Source organism: Rhodospirillum rubrum ATCC 11170, assembly GCF_000013085.1.
GTDB lineage: Bacteria > Pseudomonadota > Alphaproteobacteria > Rhodospirillales > Rhodospirillaceae > Rhodospirillum > Rhodospirillum rubrum.
Genome location: NC_007643.1, coordinates 3,980,475 through 4,000,888, shown reverse-complemented (window position 1 = coordinate 4,000,888; position 20,414 = coordinate 3,980,475). Strand labels below are relative to the sequence as shown.

Here is a 20,414-nt window from a genome sequence, read left to right as displayed (position 1 = left end):
ATCTGGGATGCCGAAGTGATAGCCCCCTCAACGGTTTTCGTGTAGGTGGTGGAAGTGAGCAGCCTGTATATCGGAAAGTGATAGAATGGATACGGAGGCCGTCACCGTTTTCGTCACCGCCGCCGCGGCCGGCAGCCTGTCCGCCGCCGCCCGCCGGCTGGCGATCACACCGATGACGGCGACGCGCCGTCTTGCCGGGTTGGAGCGGGTGCTTGGCCTGCGGCTGATGCAGCGCACCACGCGCGCGGTGTCGCTTACCCCCGAGGGTGAGGCTTTCCTGCCCTATGCCCAGGCCATGGTGGAAAGCGAAGCCGCCGGGCGGGCGATGCTGCGTTCGGCGGCCATCGGTGTTTCGGGACTGCTGCGCGTCACCACCCCGGCGGCCTTTGGCCGCAAGATCATCGCCCCGCTGATTCCCGGCTTGCTGCGCGCCCATCCCGAGCTGCGCATCGATCTTGATCTCAATGACGCGGTTGTCGATATCGTCGCCACCGGCGCCGATCTGGCGATCCGCATCGCCGTTTTGCGCGATAGCGCCCTGATCGCCCACAAGGTGGCGGCCAGCCCCCGGGTGTTATGCGCCGCCCCCGCCTACCTCGCCGAACGCGGCACCCCGCGCCTGCTCGCCGATCTGGCCGGCCACGACTGCCTGACCCAAACCGGCACCACCCATTGGCCCTTCCAGGCCGACCGCCGCGATCTCAAGGCGCGGGTCAACGGACGGTTTTCGGCGAACGGCATCGAAGCCCTGCACGGCGCCTGCCTGGGTGGCGCCGGCATCGCCCTGCTTGCTTTGTGGAACGTCGGCGACGATCTGGCGGCGGGTCGGCTGGTGCGGATCACCCTGGAGGACGCCGCCGCCCTTGATCTGTCGATCTGGGCCGTCTATCCCAGCGCCCGGTTCGTCCTGCCCAAGCTGCGGGTTTTCATCCAGGCCCTGGAAGGGGCCTTGCGCCCGGCGGCTTAGGCCAATCCGCTTTATGCGGCGCGGGCCATCGCCTGGATGGTGGCGATCATGCTGGCCACGCCGTTGCGGCGGTTGGGGCTGATGTGGCTGTCCAGGCCAAGCCGGGCGAAGATGCCGTCGGCGTCGATCGCCAGGATTTCTTCCGGGGTGCGGCCCGAAAAGATGATCATCATCACCGCCGCCAATCCGCGCACGATGTGGGCGTCGGAATCGACATGGAAGGTTAGCCGCTTGGGCGGGCCGGGATCGGGGAGGACGACCAGCCACACTTGGCTCATGCAGCCCCGTACCTTCGAGGCCTCGGTCTTTTCCGCTTCGGGCATCGGCGGCAGTTTCTTGCCCAGATCGATGATGTAGCGGTAGCGGTCTTCCCAATCGTCGAACAGGGCGAAATTTTCGGCCAGATCGTCCAGGGTCATCTGCGGCATGTCGCTCAAGGATCTTGTATCCCACACCGGACCGCGCCAAAGCGGCGGTCGTTGGTTTCCTTTTCCTTATACCCGCTCCCCGGACCCCGGCCAGGATTTTTGACCCGAAAAGGCGATGGTTTCCGCCTGGGCCCTGTAAGCCCGGGCCGCCGTCGCCCACTTAAGGATCCTGGCCCTGTTTTCACCCTAAGCCCACCGGAGGGGACATGAAAGGCAACGCCGCGATCCTGGCCGAGCTCAACACCCTGCTCGCCTATGAAATGACCGCATCCGATCAGTATTTCGTCCATGCCCATGTCTATAAGGACCTGGGCCTGCCCCGGCTCCATGCCCGGATCAAGCACGAGCAGGAAGAGGAACTCGAGCATGCCCGGGTGCTGATCGAGCGCATCTTGTTCCTGGAGGGCACCCCCGATCTTGGCCAGCGCCCGCCGACCTCGACCAGCCGCCATGTCCCCGAGATGCTCGCCCTTGATCTCGATACCGAACGCACGGTGGTCACCAACCTGCGCCGGGTCATCAAGCTGTGCGAGGCCGAAAAGGATTACGTGACCCGTCAGGCGCTGCTGCCTTTGCTGAACGACACCGAGGAGGATCACCTGTATTGGCTGGAACAGCAGCTGCGGCTGATCGAGCTGACCGGTCTGCAAAACTATCTGCAGGCCCAAATGGATCCGGCCGTCGCCGCCTGATCGGGCGGGTGAGGGCATGGCGCTCCCCTGGGGCGGCCGCGGGAATGTCGTCTTTCTTGCTCAAGCCCCCTTGCGCGCCGAGGGGAAAGACGGTTTATAGTGTCCTTGGAAGGCTGGCGTGGGCGTGGCTCTCGCCAACCCGGTCAGGTCCGGAAGGAAGCAGCCGTAACGAGTTCGTCGCGGGTCGCGTCCAGTCTTCCACCTTTTCTTCCCCTGTTTTCCGGGGTCGCCCGTCGGCCCCCTTGTGTTTCCGGGGTCTCCCATGCGCCCCGTTGACCCGGCCCCCGGTATGAGCGATCAGGTGACACCCGACTCCGAGGCCCCCTCCTCCGAGAAGCCTGCCGGTTCAAAAGCCACCCCGGCGTCCGCGCCCTACCGTGTTCTCGCCCGCAAATATCGCCCGGCGTCCTTTGACGCCCTGATCGGCCAGGAAGCCCTGGTCCGCACCCTGACCAACGCCATCGACAGCGGGCGACTGGCCCAGGCCTGGATGCTGACGGGCGTGCGCGGGGTGGGCAAGACCACCACCGCCCGGCTGATCGCCCGCGCCCTGAATTGCGTCGGCGCCGATGGCAAGGGGGGCGTGACCATCACGCCCTGCGGCGTCTGCGAGCATTGCAAGGCGATCGCCGAAGACCGCCATGTCGATGTGCTGGAGATGGACGCCGCCAGCCGCACCGGCGTTGGCGATATCCGCGAGATCCTTGATGGCGTGCGCTACCGCCCGGCGGTGGCCCGCACCAAGGTTTACATCATCGACGAAGTCCACATGCTCTCGACCGCCGCCTTCAACGCCCTGTTGAAGACGCTCGAAGAGCCGCCCGAGCATGTGAAATTCATTTTCGCCACCACCGAGATCCGCAAGGTCCCGGTCACCGTTCTGTCGCGCTGCCAACGCTTCGACCTGCGCCGGGTCAGCGCCGCCGAGCTTTCGGGCCATTTCCTGCGTATCGCCGGGCTGGAAGGCGCCGAGATCGCCCCAAGCGCCCTGACCCTGATCGCCCGCGCCGCCGATGGATCGGTGCGCGACGGCTTGTCGCTGCTTGATCAGGCGATCGCCCATGGCGGCGGCACGGTTTCCGAAGCCCAGGTCGCCGAGATGCTGGGACTGGCCGACCGCGCCCGCATCTTCGACCTGCTCGACGCCCTGCTCGCCGGCCGCATCGCCGAAAGCCTCGACCTCCTTGATCGGCAATACGCCCTGGGCGCCGATCCGCTGGTCATCGTTCAAGATCTGCTTGATCTCGTCCATTGGATGACGCGGGTGAAGGTGGTGCCGGTCTCGGCCGAGGATGCCGCCGTTCCCGAGGCCGAGCGCACCCGTGGCCGGGCGATGGCCGAGCGCTTGTCGATGGCGGTGCTGAACCGCTGCTGGCAGATCCTGCTCAAAGGCCTGGGCGAGGCGCGCGGCGCCCCGGTGCCGCTTCAGGCCGTCGAAATGGTGCTGATCCGTCTGGCCTATGCCAGCGACCTGCCCACCCCCGAGGAGGCCTTGAAGATGATCGCCGGCGGTGCCCAGCCCGCCGCCCCCCGCCCGCCGGCCCCCCACTCGCCCGCCGGTCCCCCCCCCGCCGCGCCGCCTCCCCCTTCGCCGCCGTCCCGGGCCGACGAGCCGCCGCGCCCGTCCCGCCCGTCGCAATCGAACGCCGGCGGCGGCGCCCTGGCCGTAGCGCCGGTGGAGGTCGCCCCCGATCCCCCGCCCCCGCCCCCGCCCCCGCCGGCCCCACCGGCCGCCGATCCGGCCGGCGCCTTCGACCCGGTGCCGCGCAGCTTCGCCCTGCTCGTCGATCTGTTCCGGCGCAAGCGCGAAGCCGTGGTCACCGGCCATCTGTATCGCGATGTCGAACTGGTGGGCTATGATCCCGAGGCTGGGCTGCTGGAGATCCATCCCCTGCCCGCCGCGCCGGCCAAACTGGCCGGCCAGATCACCCGCCTGCTCGGCGAATGGACCGGCCGGCGGTGGATGGTGACGCTGACCGACCGTCCCGGACAGCCGACCTTGCATGATGCCACCCAGGCCGATATCCATGCCCATCCGCTGGTCAAGGCGGTGCTGGACCGCTTTCCCGGGGCGGTGATCGGAACCATTCGCGAGCATCCCGGAGCCGTCGCGGCCGAGGCCGATTCGCCCGACCTCCTCGGCGATCCTGGCGAGGCTTATGGCGCGCCCGGCTTCGACACCCCGGCGGGCGCCGATCCAGACGATCTGTTCGACCCATTCATCGGAGACGACGAGACATGAAAAACATCGGGCAAATGCTCAAGCAGGCCCAGCAGCTGCAAACCCGCATGGCCGAAGTTCAAGAAGAGCTGAAGGCGATGGACGTCAGCGGCCAGTCGGCGGCCGGCATGTGCGTGGTAACCCTGGACGGCAAGGGCGGCGTGCGCTCGATCAAGATCGATCCCTCGCTGGTCGATCCCAAGGAAACCGAGGTCATGGAAGACCTGATCGTCGCCGCCTTCAACGACGCCAAGGCCAAGGTCGACGAGATGGTGAAGGAAAAGATGTCGGAACTGACCGGCGGGCTGAAGCTGCCGCCGGGCATGAGCCTGCCCTTCTGATCCCACGTCTTTTGTCCGGAGGGTCCCGGTGTCCGCGGGAGAGATCGACCGTCTGATCGGCCTGCTGGCCCGACTGCCCGGATTGGGTCCCCGTTCGGCCCGGCGCGCCGCTTTGCATCTGCTCAAGCGGCGCGAGAGCCTGATGGACCCCTTGATGGAGGCCCTGGGCGCGGTCGCCGCCTCGGTCCGCCTCTGCCCGGTCTGCGGCACTCTCGACACCCGCGCGCCCTGTTCGATCTGCGCCGATCCGCGCCGCGACGGAACGCTGATCTGCGTGGTGCGTGATGTCGCCGACCTCTGGGCCCTTGAACGCGGCGGGGTGTTTTCCGGGCGCTACCATGTTCTGGGCGGGCTGCTCTCGGCGATCGATGGCGTCGGTCCCGAGGATCTTGGTCTTGATCGCTTGGCAGCCCGCGTCGCCGAAGGCCCGGTGGTCGAGGTCATCCTGGCCCTGCCGGCCACCGTCGAGGGGCAGACCACCGCCCATGTCATCGCCGATCTTATCGAGCCAAAGGGAATAACCGTATCGGGATTGGCCCAGGGGGTTCCCGTGGGCGGCGAGTTGGACTATCTGGACGATGGCACCCTGACCGCCGCCCTGCGCGCCCGTCGCCCGGTTTGACCGCGCCGTCCGATCGCGCCCCCTGAGCGCGCCGCCGGGACGCGGCAGAGCCGATCCCTCCCCCGACCATCGCCAAAAGAGCCCGCCATGCGCCGTTTCCCCTTTCTTCCCCTTGTCGCGGCCTTGCTGGTGTCCCTGGTGACCGCCTGCGCCGGCTCTGCCCCGTCCACGCCCAAGCAGGCCGCCGTGCGCGTCGAGCGCACCCATCAATTGCCCCCCGCCCCCGCCCCTACCACCTTCGCTATCACGCCGCGCGACCGCGCCCAGGCCGCCGATCCGGCTTTCCAGGCGGCGGCCAATGTGGTCGCGCCGCTGCTCACCCGCCATGGCCATCGCTGGATCACCGGGACCGAGGCCCGTCGCGCCGTTTGGCGGGTGGGGCTGGAAACCACCATGTCCTCGTATAGCGACATGGCGCCGGCGGCGGGGGTCAGCTATCGCTTCGGCTGGAGCACCCCGGGCGGGCTGGCGATGGGCAAGGCTCCGGCGGGCGATATCGGCCCAGGCGCCCCGCCGACGATGATCGAGAAGCGGCTTTCGGTCACCATCACCGCCGAGGGCCGCACCGTCTACGAGGGGCGGGCCCTGCTGGTCGATGACGGCCGCGACCTGATGGATGCCCTGGTGCCGCTGGCCCGCGCCCTGTTCCTGCGCTTCCCCGGCCCCCAGGGCATCGATATGGGCGAGGCGCCCACCAAACCCTGATTCTTCGCCCCGCGCCGCGCCGGGACAGCGCAACAAATCCGACGATCGCGCGTTGGGCAACCGGGAGCCCTTTCGTTCGCACCGCGAGGAACAGACGTGGCTCCGCAAGAAGCCGTTCCAAGGAAGGACCGACCCCCATGCATAGCCTGACCAAAGCGACCCTGGCCGCGACCCTGATAACGACGCTGGGTTGGCAGGCCCACGCCCAAAGCTCCAGCGAGATTCTGGTGCCGCCCATGCGCGAGAGCAGCACGCCCTATAGCGCCATGTCGCCCTATAGCCCCACCGCCCCGGCGACGACCGCACCCGGCTATGGGGCCCCGACGAGCCCGGCGGCCCCGACCACCGCCGAGGGTGTTCATTACCGCTCGGTGACGGTGCCGTCCGCGACGCCGGGCTATTCGACGACAACGACGACGATCACCCCTTTGCCGTCAAACCCGAGCTATGCGCCTCCCCCCACGGTGGGGACCGGGTATTCCGCTCCGACGGGGAGCATGGGCTACTCGACGACGACCACCACCATCGCTCCCGCCCCCGCCCCCACCGGGGCGAACCCGACCGTGACCTACGCGCCGCTGCCCTCGACGCCGACCCCGGCGATTTCCCAGGTAGACGCGGCCAATGCCGCGACGCCTTTGGAAGCCAGCAGCCAGGGCATCCGTCCGTCGCTTCAGCATCGTCAACCCGGCGCCTCGGCCCAGGATGAATTGAACCGCCTGGACCCGACCATCCGCACCGATAGCGGCAGCCTCTGGGTGCGCAGCCCCAATGGCGGCTATGTCCAGAAGGGCGGCTCGGTCGGCGGAAGCGCCGGCGAATGGTACGGCGACACCAAGGCCCGCTAAGGGTTTAGGGACAGTCCCGAGCGATCGGAACCAAAGTGCGACGACGATTTGCCCGACGATCAAGATCGTAGAGCGGCGATGGCGCGGAAGGCCGGTGTCTGCCTTTCCGCCCGCCGCTCTACCCCTTGTGCGGCGTCAGCAGAACCAGGGTTTCCGTATCGGTGACGCCGCCCAGGGCGCGGATCTGGCCGATCGCCCGGTCAAGGTCTTCCAGGGTATCGGCGGCCAGATCGACCATGATGTCCCAGCGGCCGTTGGTGGTATGCACGCCGCGCGCTTCGGGAATGCGCTTGAGCGCGGCGAGGATGGCCGAAGCGTCGCGGGTTTGTTCCGAGACTAGGCACACCGCGCGCACCCCCGATCCGGCTTCCGAGCGCAGCCGCAGCGTAAACCCCAGAACCTCGCCGCTGTCGCGCAGACGATCGATGCGGTTTTGCACGGTGCCGCGCGATACCCCCAGGGCATGGGCGAGCGAGGACACCGGCAGCCGCGCATCCTCGCGCAGCAGGCCGATCAGCCGACGATCAAGATCATCAAGGGTCATGGGCGCTCCTTATCGGCCAACCCCACAGCGCCCATCTTCGCGGCGGCTCTGACAGTTTGCGCGGGATGCCTAGCATACTGCTTTATTTCTGGCATTTCGCTGACGAGTTTTAGTCTTTTCGTTGGGTCCCTCGTTTCGCATCTTCTGCCTATCGACACCCCCCGCGAACGAGGCCCCCATGCCCACCGCCCCCCGTATCCTGATGACCCGCCCCGACCATTACGGGGTCACCTATGCGATTAATCCGTGGATGACTCCCGAAAGCTGGGCCGGCAACCAGACGGTGGCGCTGGCCGAGGCCGCCACCCAGTGGCAGGCCCTGGCCGATGCCCTGGGCGCCGTCGGCTTCGCTTTGGAAATCCTCCCCGGCCAGCCCGGTCTGCCCGATATGGTGTTTCCGGCCAATGCGGCCATCGTGTTTGATGGCATCGCCCTGGTCGCGCGCTTCCGCCATCCCGAGCGTCAGGGCGAGGAAGCCCATTTCCACGCCGCCTTCGAGGCCCTGCGCCAGCGCGGCCTGCTGAGCGCCGTTCATTCCCTGCCCGAGGGCGTGTTCCAGGAAGGGGCCGGCGATTGCCTGTGGGACGCCAGCCGCCAGCTGTTCTTCGCCGCCCACGGCCCGCGCTCCAGCCGCGCCTCGATCGAGGTGATCGCCGAGACCTTCGGCCAGGAGATCGTCCGCCTGGAACTGGTCGATCCGCGCTTCTATCATCTTGATACCTGCTTTTGCGTGCTGCCCGGCGGCGAGGTTCTGACCTTCACCCCGGCGCTGTCGACCGCCTCGCTGGAGCGCCTGCGCGCCGTCGTCGCCCCCGAGATGCTGATCGAAGCCGATTTCGCCGCCGCCAGCGCCTTTAGCATCAATGCCGTGGCCCATGGCCGCGAGGTGGTGATGGCCAATCCGCCGGCCTCGTTGCGCGCCCTCCTCGAAGAGCGCGGCTACCATGTCCATGGTCTTGAGCTTGGCCGCTTCATGCAGTCGGGGGGCGGGTCCTATTGCATGACCCTGCGCCTTGATCGCCGGGCCCGGGCCGCCGTCCGCGCCACCGCCGCCGCCGAATAAAGGAGTCCACCCCATGACCTCCCTCGCCCCGCCCCTCGCCGCCGGCCTCGCCTCGCCCACCCCCGAGGATCTCCGCGACTATCTGGAGGTCGAGCATCGCCTGGGCGCGCATAACTACAAGCCGCTTGATGTCGTGCTGACCCGGGGCCAGGGGGTTTGGGTGTGGGATGTCGCTGGACGGCGTTACCTGGATTGCCTGTCGGCCTATTCGGCGGTCAACCAGGGTCATTGCCATCCGCGCATCCTCGAGGCGCTGATCGCCCAGGCCGGACGGCTGACCCTGACCAGCCGGGCCTTCCATAACGACCAGTTGGCCCCCTTCTACGAGGAAATCTGCGCGCTGACGGGCAGCCACAAGGTGCTGCCGATGAACAGCGGCGCCGAGGCCGTCGAATCGGCGCTGAAATGCGTGCGCAAATGGGGCTATCGCGAAAAGGGGGTGGCCGAGGATCAGGCCGAGATCATCGTCTGTTCCGACAACTTCCACGGCCGGACCATCGCCATCGTCGGCTTTTCCAGCGATCCCGACGCCCGGCGCGATTTTGGCCCCTTCGCGCCGGGCTTCCGCTGCGTGCCGTTTGGCGACGGCGACGCCCTTGAAGCGGCCATCACGCCCAGAACCGTCGCCGTGCTGATCGAACCGATCCAGGGCGAGGCCGGGGTGATCATTCCGCCGCCGGGCTACCTGAAACGGGTTCGTGATCTGTGTACGGCCCAAGGCGTCATGCTGATCCTCGACGAGATCCAGACCGGGCTTGGCCGCACCGGCGCCCTTCTGGCCGAGGAGCACGAGGGGATCGAGGCCGATCTGACCCTGGTCGGCAAGGCGCTGTCGGGCGGCTTCTATCCGGTGTCGGCGGTGCTGTCGAATTCCGAGGTTCTGGGCGTGCTGCGCCCGGGCGAACACGGCAGCACCTTCGGCGGCAATCCCTTGGCCTGCGCCGTGGCGCGGATGGCGCTCAAGGTGCTGGTCGACGAGGATATGATCGGCAACGCCGCCCGCCAGGGCGCCTATTTCCTTGAGAAGCTGCGCGGCCTGGGCAATCCGCTGATCCGCGCGGTGCGGGGCCGCGGCCTGATGCTGGCCGTGGAATTCGCCCCCGAAGCCGGCGGCGCCCGGCCGTTTTGCGAAAAGCTCAAGGACAAGGGCATCCTTTGCAAGGAGACCCACCGCGACATCATCCGCTTCGCTCCGCCTTTGGTCATCACCGAAAAAGAAATCGACTGGGCGATGGAACGGATCGCCGAGGTCATCGGTTAACCAAGCGCTTTTCCTGATCTTCTAGACCAAAGACTCCTTACCCCCCGGCCCCCCATGCCGGGGGGTTTTTCGCTGTGCGAGCGGGGGGCGCCGATCAGCGCGAGGCGGAAACCTGCGTGATGAAGCGGGCGACATCGCCGCTCAAGCCTTCGCTGTTGCACGACAGGTCGTTGGCCGCGCCGGTGATCTCCTCGACGGCGCCGGTGGCCTCGCGAACGCTGCCGGCCACGGTGGCGATGCCCTCGGCGACGATGCGCACGCCATCGACCGCCCGGTGGACATTGCCGGCGATCTCGCCAACCACCGCGCGCTGCTCGCTGATGGCGTGGTGAATGGCCTGGGCGGCCTCGCTGATTTCGCGGATGGTTTCGCCGATGCCCTGGATGGCGAGAACCGCTTCATGGGTGGCGGTCCGCATGCCCTCGATCTGGCCGACGATCTCGTCGGTGGCCCGCGCCGTTTGCTGGGCCAGGGTCTTGACCTCGCCGGCGACCACGGCGAAGCCCTTGCCCGCCTCGCCGGCCCGCGCCGCCTCGATGGTGGCGTTAAGCGCCAGCAGATTGGTCTGGCTGGCGATATCGTTGATCAGGCCGACGACCTCGCCGATGCGGGCCGAAGCCTGGGCCAGGGTATTGATCGTGCTTTCGGCCTTGCCCGCCGTCACCACCGCGTTATGGGCGACTTGCGAGGTGCGTTCCACCTGATGGGCGACATCGGTGATCGAGGCCGAGAATTCCTCGGTGGCGGCGGCGACGCCGGAGACATTGGCCGAGGCGTCGCGGGCGGCATCGGCCACGCGGACCGACTGGTCATCGGTCGAGCGCGCCATATCGCCCAGGCTCGACGCCGAGGCCTGAAGCTGGGCGGCGGCGCTGGCGACGGAATGGACGACATGCATGATCTTGTCGCCCATCTCGCTAGCCGACTCGTGGAAGCCCCGGGTCTTGCGGTCCATGGCCTCCAGCCCGGCATTGACCGTGTCGCCATAGCGACCGAAATCGCCGACCATGCCGCGCCGCAAGATCTTGCGGTAGTATTCGCCCCGGCTGGCAAAGGACAAGGCCGCGCCCGATTCCCGGGCGAAAGCCTCGGTCACATCCAACAGATGATTGATATTGTAGTGCATCCGGGGGATTTCCCCGGTGCCGCCGATCCCCATGATGCGGGCGCCGAGGTCACCCCGCGCCGCCGCCGCCACATCCGAGGCCTTGGCGATCTGAGCCTTCAGACTACGCAGAAGGATCAGCGCCATTCCGCCGGCCAAAACAAGCCCGCCGGCCAGCCCAAGATCAAGCCAGTCGTTCGAGGCCACGGCGAGGCTCGCCACCGCCCCGCCCAAAACCACGGTAAGCACCCCGCACAGGGTGAGCTTAGAGACTGTGGATAAAGCGATCATAACTCACCCCCCTTTGACCGAGCATGCGATCGATGAAGTTCATTCCGGCGAAGATACGATTCTTGGGGGATCCAGCGGTTTCTTCTTCCGTCAACAGACGGTTGTAGAGATCCTTTATTTCAGGAAGGATTCGCGTCTCGGGCGCCCGGCGGTTGGAATGGTAACCGGTGATCGCGCCATCGGCGCTAAAAGACGGGGTGATATGGGCCAGAACCCAGTAGTGATCGCCGTTTTTTGCCATGTTACAAACATAAGCGAAGACCTCATTTCCCGCTTGGATGCGATCCCACATCAGCTTGAAAATGGATGACGGCGTGCCCGGATGGCGCAGTATATTATGAGGCTGACCGACGACCTCTTTCTCGCAATATCCGGCGATATCGAGAAAGATCTTGTTGGCGTAAACGATCACCCCACGAGGATCGGTTTTGGAGACGATAATCTCGTCTTCTCCAAAAAACCGCTCTACTCCGGTGGGAACAATAACGGGACGGGCCATGAAGCCTCCGGTCAAGGGACGAGGGCCCTCGAGACGAAGGACACCCTTTCAGCCCTATGCGCAGGAACCGCACAGAGGCTTAATCCTGTCAACATTACGGATAGAGATCCTGAAAGGATCACCGGCAGGCCTGGACCGACCCGCTTTTTCTTGGGGTGTCCACGGCGACCTTACGCCTCCACTATCCGCCCCGATCATAGCAGATGAGCTATCAACTGCAATGCTTATTGGGGTACCGATACAAAAGGAGGACTACCGACCGATAAATTGCAGAGCCTTTACTTTGTTACCCAAAGGCGTTGAAAGCAACGATCGTGAAGGTGTCTTTGATACCGCCGATAGTCTGTACTTTTTCTGTAACGAAATGACCAATATCGGCGCCCTTGGCGATATAGAATTTCGCCATCAGATCGTACTGTCCTGAAATACTATCTACTTCAGAGACTTCTTCGACTGTTTCAATGATCGTCGAGGCCACGTCATAGGCTTGACCAAGATCGCATTTGATCATCACGAAGATCTTTTGCATCGGACTACCTTTTTGGATCGTCTGGGGAGGGGGAAAAAGGGACATGGCCGAGTCGTTCGGCGTGGTCGGCGAGAGCGGCGGGCGGAGAAGGGAACTTCGGGTTTTCGTGTCCTAACCGCCCAACCTATTGAATAAAAAGCGAATCTCCAGCGCCCCGGACCATATCGCGATGACGATTCGCTTGCCTATCAAGACCCGAGAGCGGCGGCGCCGAACCAGATTTCACGCACGACGTTCCCGCTCAAAGCTCCGGCGTTAAAGGATCGCCCTTTAATCTGGTGTGATCTCGGGCGGACCGGCCCGCCGGCCCGGGATAGCCCAGAGTCGACGCTGATGTCGCCACCGTCAAGACCGTCAGATCGCAAGACAGCCGTGATCAAAATTGGACAACCCTATGGGTGGCGCGCGCCGGCACCACCCATAGGGTCAAAAACCAGGGGAAAGCGTCAGATCAGTTCGAGACTACCGGCCATCGGCCCTTTTTTGCCCATGCGGATGCTCATGCGCACCCGCTGGCCCTGCTCAAGAACCGAGACCCCGCAATCTTGCAAGGTGCGCGATCCGACATAGACATCCTTGCCGCCGCCGTCGGGGACGACGAAGCCAAAGCCCTTGTCGGCGCTGAAGAACTTGACCACCCCATCGATCTCGGTCTCGCCCTGGAAGCCGCCCCTGTCGGCTCCCCCGGCGTAACCGCCGCGATCGGCGGCGCCCCCGGCATAGCCACCCCGGTCGGTGGCGCCGGCATAGCCGCCCCGATCGGCGGCCCCGCGATCGAAGCCGCCGTTGTACCCGCCCCGGTCGAAGCCGCCGCTATAACCGCCCCGGTCATAGCCGCCACCGCCGAAGCCACCGGGCGATCCGCCTTCGACTTCGTAGATTTCGCTGACCTGCATACCCTTCTGGCCAGGCGCGAGATCGCAGACGATCGTCGCGCCTTCCGGCAACTCCGAATAGCCGGCCCGTTGAAGGACAGAGATGTGAAGAAACGCATCGGGTTCACCGTCGCTGACGCGAACGAATCCGAAACCCTTGGTCGCGTTGAACCACTTAACCGTGGCAGTGCTACGAGACAGCATGATCCGCAACTAACCCCAAGAGGACCCACCTATACCACCGGTGATACCCCTTTCCCGGCACAGGGCCAAGCGGGAACCACGGGCGGCTGGCGTCAAATCTGAGGCTCATCGGCGGGCGAATACCAGCGATTTCTGCAAGCATTTGGTTTGTAATGAAAAACCCTACTGCGCGCCGGGGTAGCCAACCTCTGGATGGTTGAAAATTTTTTTGCAATCATCTTCTAGGTAGAGATCTCCCACGCCACCTTGGCCCTCATGGCGCCGACTCCTGAACCCGTCCGACGGCTTTGCGCCAGCCGTCAAGCAGTTGACGGCGATAGGCCGGATCGATCGCCGGGTCAAAACGCCCATTGCCCTCCCAGGCGTTGCCGGCCGCGTCGAGCGAGCCATACAGCCCAAGGTGGACCCCCGCCAGCAGGGCGGCGCCCATGGCCGCCGTCTCGGCGATGGCCGGTCGTTCAACCGGCACCTCAAGGATATTGGCCAGAAACGACAGCAGCCAGTCATTGGCGCTCATCGCCCCTTCGACCCGCAGCACCGCTGGCCTGGGCAGGCCATCGGCGATCATCGCCTCGAGCAGGTCGTAGGCCTGATAGGCGACGCTTTCCAGGGCGGCGCGCGCCAGTTCGGGAACCCCCGTGTCATGGGACAGGCCGAAAATGGCCCCCCGAGCCCCCGGATCCCAATAGGGGGCGCCCAGGCCGCTGAAGGCCGGAACCATGTACACCCCGCGATTGCCTTTCATCCCGCGGGCCAGAAGCTCGGTGATCTCGGGGCGTTCGATCACCCCCAGGCTTTCGCTCAGCCAGCCGATCGCCGCCCCGGCGCTGAAGACCGTCCCTTCCAGCGCATAGGTGACCTCGCCGTCGAGCCGATAGGCGATCGAGGTCAGCAGGCCGTGGCGGGAGGCCAGCGCCGTCGGTCCGGTATTGGCGATCATCACGCAACTCGCCCCCATTCCGGCCTTGATCATGCCCGGCGTCAGGCAGCCCTGGCCGATCAGGGCGGCGCTTTGATCGCCGATCATCGCGGCGATCGGAATCGGCCGGCCGAAGCCGGCGCGGTCCGTATGGCCAAAAACGCAGGCGCTGTCGCGCACCTCGGGCATCATCTGCCAGGGAACGCCAAACAACGCCAGCAGATCGGCGTCCCAGCGCTGGCTATGGATGTTGAACAGCATCGTCCGGCTGGCGTTCGACGCGTCGGTGGCGTGAACGGCGCCGCCGGTCAATCGCCACAGCAGAAAGCTGTCGACGGTGCCGAAGGCGAGATGGCCGGCTTCGGCCGCCGCCCGGGCGCCCTCGACGTTCTCAAGGATCCAGGCCACCTTGGTGGCGGCAAAGGCGCTGTCGACGACCAGACCGCTGCGCACCCGCACCAAGCTTTCATAGCCGGTCTCCACCAACTCCCGGCAGCGCGCCGCGCCCCGCCGATCAAGCCAGGAAATGGCGTTATAGACCGGCTTGCCGGTACGCCGGTCCCAGACGATGGTGGTGTCGCGCTGGGTGGCCAGGGCGATGGCGGTGACGTGATCGGCGCCGCTGCCTTCGAGGACCTGACGCCAAGCGGTCAGCACGTCGAGCCAGATATCCTCGGGATCGATCTCGACCCAACCGTCGCGCGGATGGGTGGGCGCCAGCGCCAGCCGGCCGCCGCTATGGACCGGCCCGTGCTGGTCGAACAACAAGGCGCGCGTTCCCGATGTGCCCTGGTCGATGGCCAGGATCAGGTCATCGCGGATAATCATTTTCTTGCGCGCTTTCGCGTTCATCCGCTTCGCGAGGCCGTGCCCCGTCCCTTGCCTTCGGTTTCGTTATCGGGCCAGTCGTCTTCCTCGCCGACCGTCGCCGGACGCTCGACCCACAGCGGATCGACCAGCGGGCGCGGCCCGCCGATCCGGCGCAGCATCTCTTCGGCCCGTTTCAGGTTCTTGTCGGGAATTTCGGCCAGCAGGTCCATGCCATGCATGCGATAGGTGCCTAAAGCCGAGCGAAAGCTTTCGGCGGCGGCTTCCAGAACGTCGCGGTGCTGGGAATGCTTGGCCAGCAGGAACAACGCCGACCCCAGGTTGTTCTGCCCACCCGCCCACAGCAAGGGCGCGGCTTCGAAGGTGCGCACCTCCAGCGCCTGACGGCAGGCTTCGACGGCGCGCTCCAGGATATCGACCGAGCGGGCATGGTCGCCATAGACCTGCAGAACCTGCCCCAGGGTGTTCATGATCTCGGCCCATTTGGCGGGATAATCGCTCCGCCCGAAAATCTGCATCGCCGCCTGCAGGCAGCCCAAAGCCTCTTTCAGGCTCTCAAGCTTGCCTTCAAGCAAGTCGACCTTATAGAGCATCAAGCCCAGGCGGTTTTGCACGCTGGCCCATTCGCGCGGACAATCGGGACGGCGCAGCGCTTCCAGCGCCGCCCGATAGGCCTCGATCGCCTGGGCGAGAAAGGCCGGATCGCCGCTGCGCTCGCCGATGGCCTGCAAGACGATGCCGATCGAGCGGTGCAGCAAGCCCCATTCCAGATCGGCCTCGCGCGGCAACAGGCCGATGGCGCCGCCATAGGCCTCGACCGCCACCTTGTGCCAGCCGACATCGCGGGTGTAATAGCCCAAAGCCGCCGCCGCATTGCCATAGCAGGCGAGAATGGCCGCCTGTTCCATCGCCCCCAGGCTGACCGGCGGATCAAGCCCCAATCCGCGCGCGGCCTCGACCATTGGCGCCAAAAGCGCAGCCAGGGTCTGGGCGTGGGCCTCGGTGCGCGGCTCCAGCGAGGCCAGGGCCACGGCGCGCAGCAGGTGGCCCCAATCCTCACCGAACCCCAGCGGCAGGCCAAGCCAGGTCATCATCGTCGGCAGGCCGGGGCGTTCGTCTTCAACGAAGGCGGCATTGGTGAAGCGCAATTCGACGATGCCGGCCGGACCGTCGACCAGCCCCCAGATCAGCAGATCGGCATCCTCGCGCTGAACGATCTGGCGGGCCTGGGTACCAGCCTGGGCCAGGGCGGCCAGCGGTCCATCGCCCCCGGCCACCTCGATCGCCCGGCCGACCGTGCGCACCACCACCCCGGGCAGGTTCTGGAAGCAGGCGGCGACGCCGGCGCGCTGGGCATCGCCGCTATCGTGGGGCAGGGCGGCGACGACGACCAGCAGGGGCCGGGCCGGGGCCGGGGGAGCGGCCGGGGCCGGGCCGGGGGCGGCGTCGCGCCCCTCCGACCAGCCGCGCCGGCGCATCAACCCAAGCAGCCGGCCGATCATTCCCGGCCCCTCGGGCTCGCTGTCAAGCGCCTCGGGCAGGCCGGTGACCACGGGAACGGGCAGGGCGATCGCCGGGGCGGGCAGGGCTTCGCTTTGCCCAAGACCGGCGACGCGGCTTTCCATCTCGCCCAGGCGCTGGGCCAGCCGGGCCATGATTTTCAGGGCGACCTGGGGATCATTGGCGATGCGCTTGAGCAGGGCGCCGCGCGCCAAAGGCTTCAGCGTCACCGCTCCCCGGGCGATGGCGGTCACCGCGCGGGGCGCCGCCCGGTCAAGAATGGCCGATTCGCCAAAGAACGCGCCACGGCCCAGCGTCGCCAGCCGCACCACGCCGTGCTCGCCCGTCTTGTAAAGGGCAACGTCCCCTTCAACGATGAAGAAGGCGCTGTCGGCCCGGTCGCCCTCGCGGAAGATCACGGCGCCGTCGCTATATGTGCTGGACCCGGGTTTCATCTGCTCCCGTCGGCATCGGGGTCGCGGAGAGGACTACCCTTCAGGGTGTAAGCCATCCGGCCCTGCAGACAAAGGGATTTTCCGCCGAAAGGGTCCGCGCGGTGCGTCCCGATCAGACGGCGCCCCCGCCCGTTTCCCCCTCCGTTCCCTCGCCCTCATGGTGGATGGCGTCCTTGAAGATGCGGGCGGTGCGGCGGCTGCCGTCACGCTCCAGGGTGGCGGCGACGAAGCGGTTGCCGTCTTGATCCTCGCCGCGCTCAAGGGTCATCGAGCCGTCTTCCAGGGCGCGGGCCAGGGCCTCGCCCTCCAGGCCGAAGGCCTCGGCGATGGTGCCGAACAAGGTGTTGATTTCGTCGAAGTAGCTGGGCTGGGACATGCTTGGCCTTTCAGGATCGCGGGCATTGGACGGGGAGGGGGGCGCGGGACGGGGGGCGAGCGGTCAGCGCGGATTGAGCTGCAGCTCATAGCGCACCCAGTCGGTCCGCGTCGCCACCCGATCATACAGTGCCTGGGCGGCGACATTGTCGCGGCCGGTCTGCCAGTACAGCCGCAGCCAGCCCTCCTCGCGTCCCAACTCGGCGCAGCCGGCGATCAGGGCGCGGCCAAGGCCTTGCCCCCGGGTCGCCCCGTCGACGAACAGATCTTCCAGATAGCCCACCGGCCGGTCGCTCCAGGTTCCGGGATGGGTGACCAGGGTGGCAAAGCCCAGTGGCGCGTCCCCGACGCAGGCGATCAAGCCGCGCAGGCCGGTATCGGCCGGATCAAGCACGCGCCGCCACAGGGTTTGGGTTGCCCGCTCGGGCACCTCGGCCTGATAGAAGGCGCAATAGCCCCGCCACAGTGCCAGGAAGGCCTCGCGGTCGCCGGCTAAGGGCTGGCGGACGATGACCCCCGCCGTCACGGTCCGACCGTGATGTCATAGGCGGCGACAACGCGCTGGGGAACCAGCGCCAGCCCCATGCCCAACTGGGTCAGGTTCATCGGCCCCTGCTTGGCCTTGACCGACAGGGAAAACGCCTTGGGGTTTTCGATGAAGGCGGTCAGCGCGCCCACCAGCCGGCCGCCGAGATCGGGGCCAAGAATAGTGCCAAGCTCCTGGCCGCCCTGGGCGTTGACCATCGCCGCCAGATCGGCCCGCGTCAGCCCCTGTTGGGCCAGCAGCAGATCGGCATAGGCCGCCGTCAGCGGGCCGGCGGTGGAGGCGATCGAAAAACCGTCGAGCCGGGCCGAATCAAGCAGCGCCTCGGGCCGCCGCGCCGCGGCCAGCAGCATCGGCGCGTCGAGCCCGGTCAGGGACAGACTGGCCGAAGCCTTGCCCAACGGCCCGCCATTGATGGCCAGCGGCCCCAGGGACAAAGACTGGGTGGCGCCATCAAGCCGATGGGCGAAGGCTAGATCGACGGCCAGACGGTCGAGCCCCTGGCCCTCGAGAAAGCTCCGCGTCGGCTCGGCGACCTGGGCGGCGGGAACCTGGAAGCCTTCGACCGCCAGGGTGGCGCGCACCAGCATGCCCCGGTCGCTTTCCAGATCGGCCAAAGCGAAGCGATCAAGAGCGACGCTGCGCTCGCGGCTGGTCAAGGCCAGCCCCTTGGCCTCGATCGAACGCAGGCCAAGAACGTCGAAGGTCGGCGGCTCGCCGCGCGCCTGCTGGGCCTGGGTCTGCTGGGCCCAGCGCAGGGCGCGCGACAGATCTAGGCCATCAAGGGCCAAAGAGCCCATATGGAGCATCCCGTCACTGGTCCGCAGGTCGTAATCCTCATAGGCCAGCTTGCCCATCCGCCCGGCGGTGATGCCCTCAAGGGTCATTTTGCCAAGGGTGGCGTTCACCCCGGTCGCCGGCACGCTCAGGCTGAAGTCGCGCAGATCGACCGGTCCGGCATCGAGGGCGGAAAAAGCCGCCGGCTCGATATCGGCCAGGGTCGCAGCCCCCTTCATCCGTTTGGCGAAGGCGATGGAATTGGCGATATCGACATCGTCGAACGAGGCCTGACGCACGGTGGTGGTCAGGGTGGCGTCGGGGCGGGTCAAAGCCAGATCAAGCTTGGAAAAGCCGATATCGATGGTTTGGACCTTGGTGCCGCTGAACCCCGGGTTGGAAAGCGCCAAGCTGGCGAGGCTGGCCGTCATCTGCTCGGCCGGATTGGCGAAGGTGACATCCGACAGGGTCAGCGACAGCCCCGTCGGGCTGACCACCAGATCGCGGTACTCAAACGTGGTTCCCGGCGGCAGCGACGACTGGAAGGCGGCGATCATCTGCCGCGCCTTGCTTTCGCCGGCCGAGCGGATGCCGTAATACCCCGCCGCGCCGACCGCGCCGAGGGCGAGGGCGGCGGAAACGGCGATCACACCCATGCGCTTCATAACGGCATCCTTGATCGTGATAAAAAACGGACCGGCATCGTCGAGCCGGTCCGTGGCGAAGTCAAGGCGGCGGCGGGCCGTGGCCTATTTCGCCGCGCCGAAAGCCTTGTCGGTGACGACGCTGGTCCAGGCGCCGACCGGCCGGGTGGTGATGACCGGGGTCGAGGCGCCGGCCAGCAGGATATCGACGGTGCGCTCGGCATCGGCCGGGTCAAGCACGCCGGGCTGGCGTCCGTCCTTGTCGATCAAGCGCGAAACCTCGCCCAGCATGCGGGCCTGATGCTGTTCGGTCTGGGCGCCCGAGGTGTCGTTATCAAGAACGATGCCCACCGAGTCCTCCTGGTTTTCCAGGGCGTAGCGCCAGCCCTTCATCGTCGCGCGGACAAGGCGGGCCAGTTTGTCGACCTTGGCCGGATCCTCAAGATCCTTGGCCAGCACCCAGAAGCCGTCTTCCAAGGTGGCGACGCCCTGATCCTCGTATTTGAAGTTCAGCAGATCATCGACCGGAATGCCGCCATCCACCACCTGCCAGTATTCGTTATAGGTGGTCGTCGAGATGCAGGGCGCCTGATTTTGCAAGATCGGGTCGACGTTGAAACCCTGCTTGAGGATGGTCACATCGGGATGGGCGCCGCTGGTCGAATAGCCCAGCTTGCTCATCCAGGCGAAGAACGGATGCTCGTTGCCGCCGTACCAGACGCCCAGGGTGCGGCCCTTGAAATCCTCGGGCTTGGTGATGCCGGCATCCTTGCGGCAGGTCAGCATCATGCCCGACTTCTGGAAGATCTGGGCGATATTGACCAGCGGCACGCCCTTTTCGCGGGTCGCCAGGGCGCTTGGCATCCAGTCGAGCACCACATCGGCGCCGCCGCCGGCGATCACCTGACTGGGATTGATGTCGGGACCGCCTGAGCGGATGGTGACATCAAGGCCCTCATCCTTATAGAAGCCCTTGGCCTCGGCCACGTAATAGCCGGCGAACTGGGCCTGGGTCACCCATTTGAGCTGGAGCGTCAGCTTATCGAGCGCCGAGGCGGGGCCGGCGCCAAGGGCGGCAAGGGTCAGACCGACGGCAAGCGAACGACGGAACAGCATGGAAGACTCCCTCCCGGAGAACGTTGGGCTGCGTTAGAGCGGCGAGCGTAAAAGTGGCTCC

Annotated in this window: 21 protein-coding genes and 1 other RNA gene; 10 read left to right on the top strand and 12 right to left on the bottom strand. The window is 66.4% G+C overall.

The genetic code is table 11. From position 1 onward, the window contains the following. Positions 1 to 85 precede the first annotated feature (85 nt). The gene (locus tag RRU_RS17960; RefSeq protein WP_011391223.1) at positions 86 to 967 is read left to right on the top strand and encodes a LysR family transcriptional regulator; all 882 of its coding nucleotides are present in this window, start codon (positions 86 to 88) and stop codon (positions 965 to 967) included. A gap of 11 nt (positions 968 to 978) precedes the next feature. Here the strand turns inward: RRU_RS17960 and RRU_RS17955 are convergent, their stop codons facing one another. Continuing rightward, positions 979 to 1,395, bottom strand: coding sequence for a SufE family protein (locus tag RRU_RS17955; protein WP_014626602.1), 417 nt, complete (start codon positions 1,393 to 1,395; stop codon positions 979 to 981). A gap of 206 nt (positions 1,396 to 1,601) precedes the next feature. Between RRU_RS17955 and bfr the strand changes: the two genes are divergently transcribed. The 7 genes from bfr (at position 1,602) to RRU_RS17920 (ending at position 6,824) form a co-directional block, all read left to right on the top strand. Beyond that, positions 1,602 to 2,087: a bacterioferritin gene (gene bfr / locus RRU_RS17950; protein WP_011391221.1), complete on the top strand. Its 486-nt coding sequence runs from the start codon at positions 1,602 to 1,604 to the stop codon at positions 2,085 to 2,087. A gap of 106 nt (positions 2,088 to 2,193) precedes the next feature. Next, positions 2,194 to 2,291: signal recognition particle sRNA small type (gene ffs, locus RRU_RS17945), an RNA gene on the top strand. A gap of 58 nt (positions 2,292 to 2,349) precedes the next feature. Continuing rightward, complete coding sequence (locus RRU_RS17940) at positions 2,350 to 4,329, top strand: DNA polymerase III subunit gamma/tau (RefSeq protein WP_011391220.1); 1,980 nt, start codon at positions 2,350 to 2,352, stop codon at positions 4,327 to 4,329. Continuing rightward, positions 4,326 to 4,649 carry a YbaB/EbfC family nucleoid-associated protein gene (locus RRU_RS17935; protein WP_011391219.1) on the top strand — a complete coding sequence of 108 codons (324 nt, stop codon included), beginning with the start codon at positions 4,326 to 4,328 and terminating at the stop codon, positions 4,647 to 4,649. The genes RRU_RS17940 and RRU_RS17935 overlap by 4 nt, the downstream gene beginning before the upstream one ends. Positions 4,650 to 4,677: 28 nt before the next feature. Continuing rightward, entirely contained in the window at positions 4,678 to 5,271 is a 594-nt protein-coding gene (recR, locus tag RRU_RS17930; RefSeq protein WP_011391218.1) for a recombination mediator RecR, read from the top strand. 87 nt (positions 5,272 to 5,358) lie between these two features. Further along, a complete protein-coding gene (locus RRU_RS17925; protein ID WP_011391217.1) occupies positions 5,359 to 5,976 on the top strand; it encodes a hypothetical protein in 618 nt (205 codons plus the stop codon). Between the two features lie 137 nt (positions 5,977 to 6,113). Continuing rightward, positions 6,114 to 6,824 (top strand): hypothetical protein, encoded by a 711-nt coding sequence (locus RRU_RS17920; RefSeq protein ID WP_011391216.1) that lies wholly within the window; start codon positions 6,114 to 6,116, stop codon positions 6,822 to 6,824. Positions 6,825 to 6,942: 118 nt separating this feature from the next. Here the strand turns inward: RRU_RS17920 and RRU_RS17915 are convergent, their stop codons facing one another. Then, on the bottom strand, positions 6,943 to 7,368 hold the full coding sequence (locus RRU_RS17915) for an Lrp/AsnC family transcriptional regulator (protein WP_011391215.1): 426 nt from the start codon (positions 7,366 to 7,368) through the stop codon (positions 6,943 to 6,945). 178 nt (positions 7,369 to 7,546) lie between these two features. Between RRU_RS17915 and RRU_RS17910 the strand changes: the two genes are divergently transcribed. Together RRU_RS17910 and rocD are read left to right on the top strand one after the other, a co-directional pair. Beyond that, positions 7,547 to 8,431, top strand: coding sequence for a dimethylarginine dimethylaminohydrolase family protein (locus tag RRU_RS17910; protein WP_011391214.1), 885 nt, complete (start codon positions 7,547 to 7,549; stop codon positions 8,429 to 8,431). 13 nt (positions 8,432 to 8,444) lie between these two features. Then, on the top strand, positions 8,445 to 9,692 hold the full coding sequence (gene rocD, locus RRU_RS17905) for an ornithine--oxo-acid transaminase (RefSeq protein WP_011391213.1): 1,248 nt from the start codon (positions 8,445 to 8,447) through the stop codon (positions 9,690 to 9,692). A 94-nt stretch (positions 9,693 to 9,786) separates the two neighbouring features. Here rocD and RRU_RS20145 read toward each other — a convergent pair whose 3' ends face one another. The 10 genes from RRU_RS20145 to RRU_RS17855 form a co-directional block, all read right to left on the bottom strand. Continuing rightward, the gene (locus RRU_RS20145; RefSeq protein ID WP_042440266.1) at positions 9,787 to 11,088 is read right to left on the bottom strand and encodes a methyl-accepting chemotaxis protein; all 1,302 of its coding nucleotides are present in this window, start codon (positions 11,086 to 11,088) and stop codon (positions 9,787 to 9,789) included. Continuing rightward, positions 11,063 to 11,587 (bottom strand): PAS domain-containing protein, encoded by a 525-nt coding sequence (locus RRU_RS17895; protein WP_011391211.1) that lies wholly within the window; start codon positions 11,585 to 11,587, stop codon positions 11,063 to 11,065. The genes RRU_RS20145 and RRU_RS17895 overlap by 26 nt, the downstream gene beginning before the upstream one ends. 286 nt (positions 11,588 to 11,873) lie before the next feature. After that, positions 11,874 to 12,116: an Lrp/AsnC ligand binding domain-containing protein gene (locus tag RRU_RS17890; RefSeq protein ID WP_014626599.1), complete on the bottom strand. Its 243-nt coding sequence runs from the start codon at positions 12,114 to 12,116 to the stop codon at positions 11,874 to 11,876. A gap of 446 nt (positions 12,117 to 12,562) precedes the next feature. Beyond that, positions 12,563 to 13,195, bottom strand: a complete 633-nt coding sequence (locus RRU_RS17885; protein WP_011391209.1) for a cold-shock protein — start codon at positions 13,193 to 13,195, stop codon at positions 12,563 to 12,565. A 253-nt stretch (positions 13,196 to 13,448) separates the two neighbouring features. Further along, on the bottom strand, positions 13,449 to 14,966 hold the full coding sequence (locus RRU_RS17880; RefSeq protein ID WP_011391208.1) for a glycerol kinase: 1,518 nt from the start codon (positions 14,964 to 14,966) through the stop codon (positions 13,449 to 13,451). Further along, positions 14,963 to 16,897 (bottom strand): cyclic nucleotide-binding domain-containing protein, encoded by a 1,935-nt coding sequence (locus tag RRU_RS17875; RefSeq protein ID WP_011391207.1) that lies wholly within the window; start codon positions 16,895 to 16,897, stop codon positions 14,963 to 14,965. The genes RRU_RS17880 and RRU_RS17875 overlap by 4 nt, the downstream gene beginning before the upstream one ends. A gap of 112 nt (positions 16,898 to 17,009) precedes the next feature. Then, positions 17,010 to 17,273: a hypothetical protein gene (locus tag RRU_RS17870; protein WP_011391206.1), complete on the bottom strand. Its 264-nt coding sequence runs from the start codon at positions 17,271 to 17,273 to the stop codon at positions 17,010 to 17,012. 63 nt (positions 17,274 to 17,336) lie between these two features. Beyond that, positions 17,337 to 17,798 (bottom strand): GNAT family N-acetyltransferase, encoded by a 462-nt coding sequence (locus tag RRU_RS17865; protein WP_011391205.1) that lies wholly within the window; start codon positions 17,796 to 17,798, stop codon positions 17,337 to 17,339. After that, the gene (locus RRU_RS17860; protein WP_011391204.1) at positions 17,795 to 19,258 is read right to left on the bottom strand and encodes a hypothetical protein; all 1,464 of its coding nucleotides are present in this window, start codon (positions 19,256 to 19,258) and stop codon (positions 17,795 to 17,797) included. The genes RRU_RS17865 and RRU_RS17860 overlap by 4 nt, the downstream gene beginning before the upstream one ends. A gap of 84 nt (positions 19,259 to 19,342) precedes the next feature. Beyond that, the gene (locus tag RRU_RS17855; RefSeq protein WP_011391203.1) at positions 19,343 to 20,353 is read right to left on the bottom strand and encodes an ABC transporter substrate-binding protein; all 1,011 of its coding nucleotides are present in this window, start codon (positions 20,351 to 20,353) and stop codon (positions 19,343 to 19,345) included. Positions 20,354 to 20,414 lie beyond the last annotated feature (61 nt).

What these genes read in the sequence shown, in the direction of transcription:
- RRU_RS17960 (WP_011391223.1), top strand. Translation starts at nt 86, where the DNA reads ATGGATACGGAGGCCGTCACCGTTTTCGTCACCGCCGCCGCGGCCGGC.
- RRU_RS17955 (WP_014626602.1), bottom strand. Translation starts at nt 1,395, where the DNA reads ATGCCGCAGATGACCCTGGACGATCTGGCCGAAAATTTCGCCCTGTTC.
- bfr (WP_011391221.1), top strand. Translation starts at nt 1,602, where the DNA reads ATGAAAGGCAACGCCGCGATCCTGGCCGAGCTCAACACCCTGCTCGCC.
- RRU_RS17940 (WP_011391220.1), top strand. Translation starts at nt 2,350, where the DNA reads ATGCGCCCCGTTGACCCGGCCCCCGGTATGAGCGATCAGGTGACACCC.
- RRU_RS17935 (WP_011391219.1), top strand. Translation starts at nt 4,326, where the DNA reads ATGAAAAACATCGGGCAAATGCTCAAGCAGGCCCAGCAGCTGCAAACC.
- RRU_RS17925 (WP_011391217.1), top strand. Translation starts at nt 5,359, where the DNA reads ATGCGCCGTTTCCCCTTTCTTCCCCTTGTCGCGGCCTTGCTGGTGTCC.
- RRU_RS17920 (WP_011391216.1), top strand. Translation starts at nt 6,114, where the DNA reads ATGCATAGCCTGACCAAAGCGACCCTGGCCGCGACCCTGATAACGACG.
- RRU_RS17915 (WP_011391215.1), bottom strand. Translation starts at nt 7,368, where the DNA reads ATGACCCTTGATGATCTTGATCGTCGGCTGATCGGCCTGCTGCGCGAG.
- RRU_RS17910 (WP_011391214.1), top strand. Translation starts at nt 7,547, where the DNA reads ATGCCCACCGCCCCCCGTATCCTGATGACCCGCCCCGACCATTACGGG.
- rocD (WP_011391213.1), top strand. Translation starts at nt 8,445, where the DNA reads ATGACCTCCCTCGCCCCGCCCCTCGCCGCCGGCCTCGCCTCGCCCACC.
- RRU_RS20145 (WP_042440266.1), bottom strand. Translation starts at nt 11,088, where the DNA reads ATGATCGCTTTATCCACAGTCTCTAAGCTCACCCTGTGCGGGGTGCTT.
- RRU_RS17895 (WP_011391211.1), bottom strand. Translation starts at nt 11,587, where the DNA reads ATGGCCCGTCCCGTTATTGTTCCCACCGGAGTAGAGCGGTTTTTTGGA.
- RRU_RS17890 (WP_014626599.1), bottom strand. Translation starts at nt 12,116, where the DNA reads ATGCAAAAGATCTTCGTGATGATCAAATGCGATCTTGGTCAAGCCTAT.
- RRU_RS17885 (WP_011391209.1), bottom strand. Translation starts at nt 13,195, where the DNA reads ATGCTGTCTCGTAGCACTGCCACGGTTAAGTGGTTCAACGCGACCAAG.
- RRU_RS17880 (WP_011391208.1), bottom strand. Translation starts at nt 14,966, where the DNA reads ATGAACGCGAAAGCGCGCAAGAAAATGATTATCCGCGATGACCTGATC.
- RRU_RS17875 (WP_011391207.1), bottom strand. Translation starts at nt 16,897, where the DNA reads ATGAAACCCGGGTCCAGCACATATAGCGACGGCGCCGTGATCTTCCGC.
- RRU_RS17870 (WP_011391206.1), bottom strand. Translation starts at nt 17,273, where the DNA reads ATGTCCCAGCCCAGCTACTTCGACGAAATCAACACCTTGTTCGGCACC.
- RRU_RS17860 (WP_011391204.1), bottom strand. Translation starts at nt 19,258, where the DNA reads ATGAAGCGCATGGGTGTGATCGCCGTTTCCGCCGCCCTCGCCCTCGGC.
- RRU_RS17855 (WP_011391203.1), bottom strand. Translation starts at nt 20,353, where the DNA reads ATGCTGTTCCGTCGTTCGCTTGCCGTCGGTCTGACCCTTGCCGCCCTT.